This window comes from Granulosicoccus sp. 3-233 (genome assembly GCF_052681095.1).
Map to the genome: position 1 here is coordinate 123,564 of NZ_JBQYLE010000013.1, position 12,971 is coordinate 136,534.

Below are 12,971 nucleotides of genomic sequence, written 5' to 3' on the forward strand. Positions count from 1 at the left end.
AGGTACTGATGTGTCTCAGCTTCGTGCCTGTGCAATGGCCTGGCTGAGGTCCTTCCATAAATCATCTGCGCCTTCAAGCCCGATACTGATGCGCACCAGGTTGTCCGGCACCTTGAAGCGTTGCATGGAGTTCTCGGCACTGGCCTGGGCCAGTCCGACGCGGGCAGGCAGGGCGAGGCTTTCAAAGCCACCCCAGCTGACGCCGAGCTTGAAGATGCTCAGCGCGTTGCACAGGCGCCGAATATCCACCGATTCATCGAATTGAACCGAGAACAGACCTGAGCGGCCCAGGATGCCTCTCTCGGGGGACACGATTGCTGTATTGATCTTTTCAACACCGTCGACATTCATCAGTTGATCGATGATCGAATTGGTGCTCTCCTGATGTCTCTGCATGCGCGGGACCAGGGTGCGAAGTCCGCGCATCAGCAAGAAGGCTTCGAACGGCGCCAGTTTCGCACCCAGCAGTGGCAGTGTCAGATCGCGGATATGATGGATGATGTCTTTGCTGGAAACCACGACTCCTGCAACCGTATCCGAGTGCCCGGAGATGTATTTCGACGCCGAATGCAGGGTGACGTCGATACCCTGCTCCAGTGGGCGCTGGAATACCGGTGTGGCCCAGGAATTGTCGATGACCGTGCAAGCGCCGTGGCGCTTCGCGTGGGCTGCGACGGTGCTCAGCTTCAGTGAATCGAACATGAGGCTGTTCGGGCTTTCCAGATAGGCGACGCTAACACCATCGAGCAGCTCCGGATCGTTCTCGAAAGCACTGAGAGGGTGGTAGCTGATGTCTACACCGAAGGGGCGAAGCAGCCTTTCGAACAAGCGATAGGAGTCCGGGTAGACATGTTCGACACAGGCAATGCGATCACCGGGCTTGACCAGTGCCAGCATGGTTGCCGAGATGGCGCCCATGCCAGAGGCGAAGGACACTGCGGTGTCGCCGCCTTCGGCACTGGCCATGGCCGATTCGAAAGCCGAGACCGTCGGGTTCTGCACCCGGGTGTACAAGGCTGTATCGGTACGGCCGGCCATGCGGTCTTCGAAGGCTTCGTAGCTGTCAAAGGCAAACAGCGATGACTGTACGATCGGAGGTGTGATACTGCCGCCACTGTCACCGCCATAGGCCTCGCTGAGCAATGTTGCCAGTGAGTCTGCATGCGAGTTCGCGAGCGACTCGATGTGGATGTCCGGCAAAGTGGTTTCAGAGCTCATCGAGTTGTTTCCTGACTGCGTCGTCGACGATTTGCGAGATGTCCAGCATGTACTGCACCGCAGCTGCAGTATCGGCGGCTGAAATCGCATCGGCCAGCTGCCTGTGAACGGGAATGGATTCCTCACCCAGCAACGGCATGTCGAAGGGGTCCTTGTAGATGTCGTGGAACACGGCATGGATCCTGGTGCTCAGTTGACCGAACAGCGGATTGCCACAAGCCTTGTGAACGGCGGAGTGAAACTGCGAGTCCACCTTGCGCCAGTCTTCACCTCGCTGGTAGACCTCCATCAGGATGTCGGCTCGACGCTGGATCTCGTCCCGATCGTTCTGGCTGGCATGTCCGCAGGCCAGCCGAATGGCTTCCACTTCCAGTGGTCGACGAACACCATTGGTTCGCAGCAGGCTTTCGGCCTCCAGCTTCAGCGTGATGGGAATATTGACCGAGTTGGAGGTGACTTCGGCGGCGAGGATCGTGCCGGCACCCTTGTTGCGGGTCACGATCCCCATGCTCTGCCATGCCTTGAGTGCTTCGCGGATGGTGGATCGGCCGACGCCCAGGCGACTGGCCAGTGTCTGTTCCGGTGGCAGGCGATCGCCGACCTTCAACTGCGCCTTTTCGATCATGACGATCAGCGCATTGATGACGGATTTGTCCAGGCTCGGCTGGTTCAGGGGACGCAGAAGTTCCACGGGTGAGCTGGCGGATTTGTCGCGCACACGCGTTGGCGTGTCCGTACCGAGGCCTTGTCTGATCGATGATTTGCCTGTCACATCGTGTATCCGTCATCTACTGAGGCTTCATTAATATCAGATTGTCTGACAATGTTCAAGATTGTCAGACAATGATGAATTGTGCCGGTCGACCCGTACATGCGTGCTAATGTGCCGCGCTGATGATTCTGCAAAAGGAATTTACTGCCATGTCGTGGCTTCCCATCGGTCTTTCGATTCTGCTGGGCATGCTGTTCTCTCAGCAGCCTGTCATCAATACGGCGGTGTCCCGAATCCTGGGCTCGCCAGTGGCAGCTGCGGCCTGTTCGGTGTTTGTCACCCTGGTGTGTTTGCTGATCCTGCTACCGTTCTCCGGTGGGTCGCTACGCCCCAGCCTGTTGGCCGCCTTGCCATGGTGGTCCTTGCTTGGAGGGATGATTGGTGTGGGTATCGTTGCTGGCGCTGCAGCACTGGCCCCGATCACGGGCGCCGCACTGTTCTTCGTCTGCCTGGTAGGAGGGCAGCTCATGGGGGCTGCCCTGGCCGATCACTTCGGTGCTTTCGGTCTGCCGCTACGCAGCCTGTCCTGGACAAGGTTGGCGGGGCTGGGACTGGTGTTTGTCGGCGCCCTGCTGGTGCATCGGGGCTGAACGAGCAGGGGCGATATTGTCCAGGGTCAGCGACTCTGTTTGACGTCTGGAAATTGCTCGGAGCAGGCTTTCAGGGAGAGGGCGCGCCGGTGCTAGTACCAGTGTCGATGTCGGTGCCGATGTCGGTGCCGATGCCGATGCCGATGCCGATGCCGATGCTGGTGCTGGTGCTGGTGCTGGTGCTGGTGCACAGGATGATTGTTCGGCGTTGGTGCCTAGCCAGTGCGGGATAGAGGGGTCACGGTTTCGTCGACGCTCGTGGGGTTATCCCGACGCTTTGCGTCGATCCAGCGTTGCATTGCTGCGGGCATTTCGGGGGGCTGAACGTCGATCTCGAGCACTGACAGCAGCTCATTGACGCTGACCTTGCCGCCACCGCGAACCAGAAAGCGTGCATCGATGAAGGCCTGCGCCATCAGCGTATCGCCTTGCATGAAATTCTGTTCGACATAGATGGCACGATCATCCCAGCCGGCAATGCGTGTATGAATGTTGAAGCGCTGCCCCAGCGTCAGTGATTTGCGGAAGCGGATGCTCGCTTCGGCCGCAACCGGGTACCAGCCTTGTTTGCGGACACGGGCGAACGTGCCGCTGCGCAGCATCAGATCGGTGCGTCCGAGATCGGCGTAGGTCAGGTACACGCCGTTGTTGACGTGCATGAAGATATCGAGATCGTTGGGCAGTACGCGCAGCGGCGTCTCGGAGGTATCCAGGATGCCCAGCCGGGGGCGGCGTGACTGAGTGAGTATCAGCCAGAACAATCGCAGAAACAGTTTCATGAGGCCAGCCAGTCTCGGACCGGCAGGAACCGGCTGGTCAGTTCGGCTTCCGGACTATCCGGTTCCGGCTGGAAATTGTAGTGCCAGCTGACGTGTGGCGGCAGTGACATCAGAATGGACTCGGTGCGTCCGCCTGACTGCAGACCGAACAATGTTCCCCGGTCGAACACGAGGTTGAATTCGACATAGCGACCACGACGATAGAGTTGAAAGTCTCGTTCGCGTTGTGTGTAGTGAAGCGCACGGCGACTCTGTGCAATGGGGGCATAAGCCGGGAAGAAATGATTGCCAACCGATTGCATCAGACCAAAGGCATGTTCGAAGTTCTCACCGGAGAAATCATCAAAGAAGAGACCGCCTATGCCTCGAGCCTCGTCTCGATGCTTGAGGTAGAAGTACTCGTCACACCAGGACTTGAAGCGTTCGTGCAAGCCATCACCGAAAGGGGCAACGGCATCTCGTGCCGTCTGATGCCAGTGCACGCAGTCCTCCTCGAAGCCGTAGTAGGGGGTCAGGTCAAAGCCTCCACCGAACCACCACACGGGTGACTCGCCATCCTTGTCGGCGCGGAAAAAGCGGATGTTGGCGTGTGTGGTGGGTACATAGGGGTTATGCGGATGAAGAACCAGAGAAACCCCCATGGCCTCCCAGCTGCGACCAGCAAGCTCCGGACGGTGAGCCGAAGCGGAAGGCGGCAGGGTGGTTCCACTGACGCGGGAGAAGGCCACGCCGGCCTTCTCGAATAGATCGCCTTCCGTCATGATGCGCGTCAAACCACCACCGCCTTCCGGTCGCGTCCACTCATCGTTGAGGAAGGTGGCTCCTCCATCGAGTTCTTCCAGCTGCAGGCACAGCGTGTCATGAAAATGAGTCAGGTAATCGTGGACAGCGTCACTGTCGACTGTGCCATGGCTTGTGTTTGACATGATGAAGTAAAGCTCGTAATGGAATATCGAGAGGCTGCTTGCCGACTTGGATTCTACCTCAGGCAGGCAATGGTCGCTTCCGAGCGGGATCAATGGCCATGGACATGCCTGCCAGTAGGACGTAGAGTAATCCCGCTTCCATTCACAGCACACATTCGGAGAATCTCTTGACAGGTACACGCGTTGCACTGATTGGCCTTGGCATGGCGTCAAAGCCACATCTGGAAGCTCTCAAACAGCTCACGGGAAAGGTGGATCTGGCCGGGGTATACAATCGCAGTCAGCCACGGGCGCTGGAGGTTGCCGAGGCCTACGGTGTAACAGCATTCGATACCATCGACGCCATTGCTGCAGATGCGTCGGTTGAAGCTGTCATTCTGGTAACGCCACCAGATCAACGGGAAGATCTGGTCAGAACTTTTGCTGCCGCCGGAAAGCACATCCTGACGGAAAAGCCCATCGAGCGCAGCAGTGAGCAGGCGACGGCTCTGGTTGAAACCTGCGAAGCCGCCGGCGTGAAATTCGGCGTGGTGTTCCAGCATCGCTTTCGAGTGGGCGCACAACGTTTGACAACCATCATGCGAGAAGGCTTGCTGGGTGATATCGCCAGCGTGAGGGTACAGGTTCCCTGGTGGCGCGAGCAGTCCTATTACGATGTTCCCGGGCGCGGCAGTTATGCACGAGACGGCGGTGGTGTCCTGATCAGTCAGGCCATTCATGTCATGGATCTGATGCTGAGTCTGACAGGGCCTGCCAGCTCGGTGCAGGCGATGTGCGCCACGACGCCGCTGCACACACTCGAGGCCGAGGATTTTGCTGCGGGTTGTGTGCGTTTTGCGTCAGGTGCCGTGGGCTCCATTGTCGCAACGACGGCGGCTTATCCCGGTGGGGCGGAGACACTCAGTATCGACGGTACAAATGGCAGTGCCACGCTGGAAGCGGGTCGATTGCTCGTGCATTACCGGGATGGCAGCAGTGAAGAGCTCGGAGAGACCACGGGGACAGGTGGTGGTGCGGACCCCATGGCTTTCCCTTGCGACTGGCATCGCGACCTCATCGAGGATTTCGTTGACAGCATCCGGTCTGGAACACAACCACGCATCAGTGGTCGTGAGGGTCTGCGGGTGCATCATCTGATCGATGCGCTGGTCGCTTCATCGCAGCAAGGCAAGCAGGTGGATGTCACGCCGGAGACAGTCGGCTGAAGCGCTTTTCCCCGCTCGGAGAAGCACGCAGCCGCTACTGGTCGGTTGCGTGCTTCATGATGCGGGGCAATGTCCTTGCTGGCTGCTGGCCATGATGCATCAGTGAATTAGTGCATTCGTGCATTCGTGCGTCAGAGCTGTCCGGGTGCCATGCCGGACGCGGACAAGGCGCGGGCAGGCACCGCGCACATTGAACCGATTTTAACCGCTTTGGCGCCTGCTCAGCACTCTCGAGCGCGGCTGATCATTTCCTGCAGTACTTCATCCGGATCGCGCTTCCACCAGTTTTCAGCCGAAAAGATCTCGACCTCATTGAGCCCGTTGAAGCCCTGATGCTCGACCATGGCTCGATAGTGTCTGATGTCGATGACACCATCACCCATCATGCCGCGGTCTGTCAGCATGTCGCTGGTCGGAGATAACCAGTCACAGATGTGAAAGGCGAGCAAGCGTTCCTTGCCGGCGCGCTGAATCTGCGCACGAATATCCGGATCCCACCAGATGTGATAGACGTCCAGCGCCACACCGATACCATCTCCGAGTTCGTCACAGATATCCAGCGCCTGGCCGGTGGTATTCACGCAGGCACGATCCGCGGCATACATCGGGTGCAGCGGTTCGATGGCAATGGGCATATTGACCGTGCGGGCGTACTCAAGCGTCTTGCCCAGGCCTTCGGTGACAATCTGGCGAGCGCCAATGAGATCACGAGAGCCGGGCGCAAGGCCACCGACGACCATTACAAGGCAGGCGGCACCGATGGCTACGGCTTCATCCACCGCTGCCTTGTTGTCATCGATGACCGACTGCGTCAGTGCGCCTTCGGCGGTGTACCAGCCACCCCGGCAGAGTCCTGATACGGCCAATCCCGACTCGCGAATCATGCGAGCACCCTGACTGACCCCGGCTTCGTGCAGTTTGTCCCGCCAGGGTGCAATGCCGCCGATACCATGTCGCAGACAGCCTTCCACCGCTTGCTGCAGATTCCACTGCTTGCTGACAGTGGCCGTGTTCAGCGACAGCTTCTCTGGTGTGATCATGCAAGTATCTCCACACCACGAGCGGAGAATACCGCACTGGCTCGACGTGCGGCCTCTTGCGGATCGGTAAACAGCTGCGCATCGTTGGCCAGACGCATGAGTTCGGCCAGGTGCAGGGTGGAACGCGTGCTCTCCTGCCCACCGACCATGGTGAAATGGTTCTGATGACCGTTCAGATAGGCCATGAAGACAACACCGGTCTTGTAGTATCGGGTCGGTGCCTTGAAGATATGGCGTGACAGCGGCACGGTTGGATCGAAGGCTTGTCGGTATGCAGCGTTATCTCCGGCACCCAGAGCCGACAGCGCTCTGGCCGCTGCCCCTGCGATGGGATCGAATATACCCAGCAAGGCATGGGAAAAACCGTCTTCATCACCCTGAATGAGGTCGGGGTAGTTGAAGTCATCGCCGGTGTACATCTTCACGCCTTCCGGCAGGCGATTGCGCATGTGGATTTCCTTGTCAGCCGACAGCAGGGAAATCTTGATTCCATCGATATTGTCAGCATTGTCCTTGAGGATCTCAAGGCAAGTGCCCATCGCTGTCATGTGATCGTCAGAGCCCCAGTAGCCTTTCAGGGCCGGGTCGAACATCTCACCCAGCCAATGAAGGATGGCTGGTTGCTTCAGGCCTCCGAGAACACGTGCGTAGACCTTTGCATAGTCCTCCGGTCCCGAGGCTACCGCTGTCAGTGCTCTGGATGCCATAAGGATGACACGGCTACCGGTGGCCTCAATGGCCTCGCACTGCATTTCGTAGGCGGCGATGACATCATCGAGCGTCAGATCCGGCGTTATCTCCAGATGATCGGTACCGGCACCGCTGGCGATCAGATGACCGCCGGCATTGGCAAGTTCCATACTGCGCTGAACCAGCTCCAGCGAGGTTTCCCAGCTCAGCCCCATGCCACGTTGTGCGGTGTCCATTGCCTCGGCCACGCCCAGGCCGATACTCCACAGGTATTCGCGGTACGCCAGTGTGCGATCCCAGTCGACAGCGGTATCGATCCAGGGGTCGTTGTCAGCCAGTGGGTCACAGACCACGTGGGCGGCTGCGTAACCGATACGGTTCCATTGGCCATCAGCTGCGGCCGGTTCTGGACCGGCAAGCAGTGTGATGCGCTCGAGCGAGCCATCGGCAACAGGTAGTTGAATGGTGACCGACATGCTTCAGCCCTCCAGAGACGGAATGTCTATCCAGCGGCGCTCCTTCCAGCTCTGGTGTCCCAGTTCGGCCAGCTGCACACCCTTCGCGCCTTCCATCAGTGTGTAGTTCCATGGGCCATCTTCGGCCACATGTCTGAGGAACTGTTCCCACTGCACCTTGAAACCATTATCGAAATCATGATTGTCAGGGACTTCTTCCCAGTCCTCCATGAAATTCATGGTTTGCGGCTGATCCGGATTCCAGACCGGTTTGGGGGTATTGACGCGATGCTGACTGACGCAGCTGTGCAGACCGGCAACGGCCGAACCATGGGTGCCGTCAACCTGAAAGGTGACGAGATCATCACGACGTACCCGCACACACCAGCTCGAATTGATATTGGCAATGATGCCGCCTTCCAGCTCGAAGGTGGCATAGGCAGCATCATCGGCGTCAGCCTTGTAGTGTTCTCCGTTTTCGTCCCAGCGATCCGGAATGTGTACAGCGCCGGTGCAGGACACCGCCTTGACCGGTGCGAAGACATTGTCCAGAACATAGCGCCAGTGGCACAGCATGTCGGAGATGATGCCACCACCGTCTGCTGCGCGGTAGTTCCAGCTGGGTCGCTGTGCCGGCATCCAGTCGCCTTCGAATACCCAGTAACCGAACTCACCGCGCACCGACAGGATCTTGCCGAAAAAACCGCTGTCTCGCAATCGTTTGAGCTTCAGCAGACCGGGCAGGTCCAGCTTGTCGTGCACGATGCCATTCTTGACACCTTTCGACTTGGCGTAGTTGGCAATCTCCAGTGCCTGCTCGAGTTTCTCGGAAATCGGTTTCTCGCAGTAGATGTGCTTGCCGGCGTCGATGGCCTGTCGCAGCAGTTCGGGGCGCAGTTGAGTGGAGGCGGCATCGAAGAATACCGTGTCGTCCGGATTGGCCAGGGCCGCTTCCATGTCGGTGGTGTAGCGTTCCACGCCATGCGCCTTGGCCAGTTCGGCAATCTTGGCTTCGTTGCGTCCCACGATGATCGGATCCGGCATCAGGCGAGTGCCGTCTCTGAGTAATACTCCACCCTGATCTCGAATGGCCAGTACCGAGCGGATGAGATGCTGGTTCATTCCCATGCGGCCGGTGACCCCGTGCATGATGATACCGATGCGTTGCTGCGTCATGATGTCGTTCTCTGATGTCTTTAGTGAAATTCAGGGTTGTAGAAAGCGGATGACCATGTCCTCGGCGTCCTGGCGGCGCTGTTCCAGCCAGTCGTCTTCGTCAACCGGTTTGTTGAACACAACGCGCAGCGTGTGCGCATTGGAAATGGGGAAGTAGCACAGAGAGGCGATGGTGATATACAGGTCCACCGGGTCGATCCCCTGGCGGAAAATGCCATCGCTCTGACCACGTTTCAGAATGACTTCGAGCTCCTGCACCAGGCGCGACTGGATCTCGCCGACATCATGAATCTTCTTGATGGTCGTGCCCTGATGCAGGTTCTCGGTGTTGAGCATGGAGATGAACCAGGGCTTCGACTTGAAGTGATTCAGTGTGAAACTCACCAGTGCACGTATGGCTTCTTCGGGGGACTTGTGCTGCAGGTCCAGTTCCTGTTCTCCCGCTCGAATCTGGATATAGGCTTCGCGCAGAGCGGCGGCGTACAGGTCATCCTTGTCGCCATAGTAGCTGTAGATCATGGGCTTGGAGACACCGGCAGCAGCCGCAATGGTGTCGATACGAGCACCCGAGAAACCCTTCTCAGAGAACTCGACCAGTGCCGCATCCAGAATCATGCGGCGTGAGAGTTCCGCGTCGCGTCGTCCTGTGTTCGCTTTCGCTTTCATGATTCATCCTGGATCGGGATATTCCGCTTGCCGGGCAGCAGGCGAAGCAGAGCGCGGCGGACCGCAGGAATGCTGAGAAGAATGGAGAGGCCGATGATGATGGCGAAGGTGGCAGAAATGGGACGGGTGAAGAATGGCGACAGATCACCATTGCTGAGCGTCAGTCCACGACGCAGACTCTTGTCCAGCAAGGTGCCCAGAATGATGCCCAGCACCAGCGGCGCCATGGGGTAGTTCATGCGTCGCAGAATGAATCCGGCGAGTCCGAAGAACAGCATGACCCAGATGTCGAACACGCGTTGGGTCAGGGCATAGGGACCGATGACGCAGAGTGTGAAGACGATCGGCATCAGCAGTTCACGAGGTACCTTGAGTATCTTGATGAATACCCGAGTCAGGGACAGACCGAAAGCGGCTATTGCAATGGTGGCCAGGATCAGCATGGCTGCAATGTTGTAGATGAAGTCGGGCTGCTCGATCATGATCATGGGACCCGGACGAATGCCATGAATGAACAGTGCTGCAATCAGCACAGCGGCTGGTGCTGAACCGGGTACCGCCAGCGTCAATGCCGGTATCAGGGCGCCGGGTACCACGGCGCTGTTGCCGGTCTCGGCTGCGGTCAAACCCTCGGTGGAGCCCTTGCCATACATCTCGGGTTCCTTGCTGAGTTTCTTGGCGGCAGCGTAGGAAGACCAGGCGCCGATGTCTTCACCGACTCCGGGTATGATGCCGACGATGGTGCCGATGACGCCGGAGCGTACGATCGTGAACTTGTAGCGCCACAGATCGATCAGTCTGGGCAAGGCGCTGGTAGATCTGGCGCTTGCTTCCACCATTTCGCCCTTGGGACGCCACATCACGGTCAGCACTTCGGCAAAGCCGAAGGCGCCGACCATGGCCGGAATGAGTGCGATACCGCCGTTCAGGTCGCTCAGCCCGAGGTTGAAGCGCACATGTGCATGAATGCCTTCGCTGCCGATCATGGCAACCATCAAGCCCAGCAGCCCGGCTATATATCCCTTGAGCGCTGAACCGCCGCCGGTCAACTGACCCGATATGACGATACCGAACAGAGCCAGCCAGAAGAATTCGAAGGAGCCGAAATCCAGTGCAATTTCGGCCAGAGGCGGTGCCAGCATCACCAGCAGCACGATGCCAACCAGTGTTCCCAGTGCAGATCCAGCAGTTGCGAGCGCCATGGCATTGGCCGCCTGGCCTTTCTGTGCGAGCGGGTAGCCATCAAGCGAGGTTGCGGCACTGGCAGGCGTGCCTGGAATATTGAGCAGGATGGCGCTGCGCGAGCCACCGTATATGGCGCCCACATACATGCAGATCAATACAAGTATGGCGGCGTCTCGATCCAGTGTGTAGGTGAGTGTGGTCAGCAAGGCCACACCCATGGTGGCCGTGAGTCCGGGCAGGCTTCCGACAAAGATGCCGAGCAGGCTCGCCCAGATCACGTGGAACACGGACATGGGCGTGAGGAGGTTGAACAGCGCGTCGAACAGTGATTGCAGCGCTTGCATCAGGGTAACCTCACGAGAAATCCGTACTGGAAGAGCAGGGAGATGGCGCCTGAGAACACAGCGGCAAACAGGGCCGTCAGAATCACGAGTTTCGGTGTCGAGTGGTTCTTGCCACTGTCAGCTGTCCAGCTGAAATACAGGGAAAACACGAAGATGAAAATGCCGGTAGCCAGAACGAAAGGCATCTTTCCCAGTAGACCGATGGCATAGCCGATACACAGGATGATGCTGATGAAGAGGTTCTTGAAAGATCCCTGTTCTGCCGTGCTCTTCTGATCATTGCCTGCACCGGCGGACAGGATCAGCAGCAGGGAGCAGATGATCATGGCGGCGCCAAGGCCCATGGGAACCAGACCCGGAATGCTGGCCGGATGTATCTGACGTATCTCCAGGCGGTCCATGGTGTAGCCGCCGACCAGCATGGCAATGCCCAGCATGAGCAGCACCAGTCCGGTTATTCGATCGGCAGTTCTTGGGTCAGAGAACATGGTTTCTATCGACAGAGAGTGTGGGACAGGTCTCGAGGTGATGTCGGAGTACGGCCCTGGAGGCCGCACTCCGGGGGGCTGGTGGAAATTACTCGGCAGGGCAGTCGATGCCGATCGTGGAAGGATCGACCACGGCTTCGCCGCGCGTGACGCGGGCACAGGCTTCTGCAATGACTACCGGCATGGCAACGGCACGTGCTGCTTCACCGTGGCTTGGCGCAAATACGGCACCGCGCTCCGAGGCATAGGTCTTCATCTCTTCGGAGTCCATGACGTTCTCCTCCCATACCTTTGCGACCGTGTCATACACGTCCTGCGGAGCACCTTTGGGAATGAACACCCCGAAATAGTCTGCGGCGATCGGCATGTCGGCCAGCCAGTCGGTAACTGGTGGGATCGGATCGATACCTTCCACCACCAGCGGCTTGTCTGACAGGACTGCCAGAGCGCGTAACTTGCCGGCACGGATCATCTCCGTCTGCTCGGTAGCCAGCTGGGTAGTCACGGCAACTTCACCACTGGCAGCTGCCATGACGGCCGGGTTGCCACCGTCATAAGTGACCATACGGGCACCCAGCTCCCCCTCTATTTCTTCCTTGATGGCTGCCAGAGCCATGCCGCCGGATGAGTTGACGCCAGCGGTACCCACGGTAACGTCGTCACCCTTCATGGCTTCCAGCAACTCACCAAAATCCTGATAGGGAGCATCGGCATTGACACTGACCACGGGCACATTGGCAACGTGCAGGTAGATCTCATAATCATCGATGGAGGTGTTTTCGACCAAGCCGGTGATGGCGTAGGTGGCATTGTTGGCAATCGCGTTCGCTGTCCAGGTGTATCCGTCGCGTGGCGCATCGAGAGCTGCCTGGGTGCCTTGTGAACCAGAGGCACCTGGCTGGTTGACGATGACGATCTTGGTGCCCAGACCTTCTTCCAGAAGCGGCGCCACGACGCGGGTGACCTGATCGGTGGAACCACCGGCTGACCAGGGGACGATGATGTTGATGGGACGATCCGGCTGCCATTCCGCCAGGGCAGGTGTACTTGCGGCCAGCAGCGTGGCTGTGGTGACTGAGGCTGCAATGAGGTGTTTGAACTGCATTGATTTCTCCTTCCCGTTGTTTTTGTTACCAACTAGTAGGTAATATAAATAGGCGTTTCAAAGGTGTCAAGAACATTTGTCATGGGTAATGAAATTATGAGAAACGCGTAGGAGAGCGACCGGGTGCCAGCGCGAGCTTGCTCGCTGATGGGCGGTCAGAGGCGCTTTGTCGTTGGCTGAAAAGGGTGGAAACCGCCCGGATGGGCATGCCTGACTGCCGAGAGCAGGAACGGATATTATTGTTGGCAGTCAGGCAGTCAGGCAGTCAGGCAGTCAGGCAGTCAGGCAGTCAGGCAGTCAGGCAGTCAGGCAGTCAGGCAGTCAGGCAGTCA

General features: G+C 58.4%; 13 protein-coding genes. 2 read left to right on the forward strand and 11 right to left on the reverse strand.

The window, feature by feature from the left end; all coding sequences use genetic code 11:
- Nucleotides 1–15 precede the first annotated feature (15 nt).
- Both ACUNV4_RS26155 and ACUNV4_RS26160 read right to left on the reverse strand, forming a co-directional pair.
- Nucleotides 16–1,218 carry an aminotransferase class I/II-fold pyridoxal phosphate-dependent enzyme gene (locus tag ACUNV4_RS26155; protein WP_430881605.1) on the reverse strand — a complete coding sequence of 401 codons (1,203 nt, stop codon included), beginning with the start codon at nt 1,216–1,218 and terminating at the stop codon, nt 16–18.
- Nucleotides 1,208–1,990: a FadR/GntR family transcriptional regulator gene (locus ACUNV4_RS26160; protein WP_430881606.1), complete on the reverse strand. Its 783-nt coding sequence runs from the start codon at nt 1,988–1,990 to the stop codon at nt 1,208–1,210. Before ACUNV4_RS26160 ends, ACUNV4_RS26155 begins: the two co-directional genes overlap by 11 nt.
- A gap of 149 nt (nt 1,991–2,139) precedes the next feature.
- Between ACUNV4_RS26160 and ACUNV4_RS26165 the strand changes: the two genes are divergently transcribed.
- Nucleotides 2,140–2,580, forward strand: coding sequence for a DMT family transporter (locus ACUNV4_RS26165; RefSeq protein ID WP_430881607.1), 441 nt, complete (start codon nt 2,140–2,142; stop codon nt 2,578–2,580).
- 215 nt (nt 2,581–2,795) lie between these two features.
- On the opposite strand, the gene ACUNV4_RS26170 is transcribed toward ACUNV4_RS26165, so the two are convergent.
- Together ACUNV4_RS26170 and hemF are read right to left on the reverse strand one after the other, a co-directional pair.
- Nucleotides 2,796–3,359: an acyl-CoA thioesterase gene (locus ACUNV4_RS26170; RefSeq protein WP_430881608.1), complete on the reverse strand. Its 564-nt coding sequence runs from the start codon at nt 3,357–3,359 to the stop codon at nt 2,796–2,798.
- Nucleotides 3,356–4,285 carry an oxygen-dependent coproporphyrinogen oxidase gene (hemF, locus tag ACUNV4_RS26175; RefSeq protein WP_430881609.1) on the reverse strand — a complete coding sequence of 310 codons (930 nt, stop codon included), beginning with the start codon at nt 4,283–4,285 and terminating at the stop codon, nt 3,356–3,358. Before hemF ends, ACUNV4_RS26170 begins: the two co-directional genes overlap by 4 nt.
- 167 nt (nt 4,286–4,452) lie before the next feature.
- Between hemF and ACUNV4_RS26180 the strand changes: the two genes are divergently transcribed.
- Nucleotides 4,453–5,490, forward strand: a complete 1,038-nt coding sequence (locus tag ACUNV4_RS26180; protein WP_430881610.1) for a Gfo/Idh/MocA family protein — start codon at nt 4,453–4,455, stop codon at nt 5,488–5,490.
- A gap of 221 nt (nt 5,491–5,711) precedes the next feature.
- Here ACUNV4_RS26180 and ACUNV4_RS26185 read toward each other — a convergent pair whose 3' ends face one another.
- From ACUNV4_RS26185 to ACUNV4_RS26215, 7 genes are all read right to left on the reverse strand, one after another.
- Nucleotides 5,712–6,530, reverse strand: a complete 819-nt coding sequence (locus tag ACUNV4_RS26185) for a sugar phosphate isomerase/epimerase family protein (protein WP_430881611.1) — start codon at nt 6,528–6,530, stop codon at nt 5,712–5,714.
- Entirely contained in the window at nt 6,527–7,696 is a 1,170-nt protein-coding gene (locus ACUNV4_RS26190; RefSeq protein WP_430881612.1) for a dihydrodipicolinate synthase family protein, read from the reverse strand. Before ACUNV4_RS26190 ends, ACUNV4_RS26185 begins: the two co-directional genes overlap by 4 nt.
- A 3-nt stretch (nt 7,697–7,699) precedes the next feature.
- Complete coding sequence (locus ACUNV4_RS26195; RefSeq protein WP_430881613.1) at nt 7,700–8,851, reverse strand: Gfo/Idh/MocA family protein; 1,152 nt, start codon at nt 8,849–8,851, stop codon at nt 7,700–7,702.
- A gap of 30 nt (nt 8,852–8,881) precedes the next feature.
- Complete coding sequence (locus ACUNV4_RS26200; RefSeq protein ID WP_430881614.1) at nt 8,882–9,517, reverse strand: TetR/AcrR family transcriptional regulator; 636 nt, start codon at nt 9,515–9,517, stop codon at nt 8,882–8,884.
- Nucleotides 9,514–11,046 carry a tripartite tricarboxylate transporter permease gene (locus ACUNV4_RS26205; RefSeq protein WP_430881615.1) on the reverse strand — a complete coding sequence of 511 codons (1,533 nt, stop codon included), beginning with the start codon at nt 11,044–11,046 and terminating at the stop codon, nt 9,514–9,516. The genes ACUNV4_RS26200 and ACUNV4_RS26205 overlap by 4 nt, the downstream gene beginning before the upstream one ends.
- On the reverse strand, nt 11,046–11,534 hold the full coding sequence (locus tag ACUNV4_RS26210) for a tripartite tricarboxylate transporter TctB family protein (protein ID WP_430881616.1): 489 nt from the start codon (nt 11,532–11,534) through the stop codon (nt 11,046–11,048). The genes ACUNV4_RS26205 and ACUNV4_RS26210 overlap by 1 nt, the downstream gene beginning before the upstream one ends.
- Nucleotides 11,535–11,622: 88 nt before the next feature.
- Entirely contained in the window at nt 11,623–12,639 is a 1,017-nt protein-coding gene (locus ACUNV4_RS26215; protein WP_430881617.1) for a Bug family tripartite tricarboxylate transporter substrate binding protein, read from the reverse strand.
- Between the last annotated feature and the right edge of the window lie 332 nt (nt 12,640–12,971).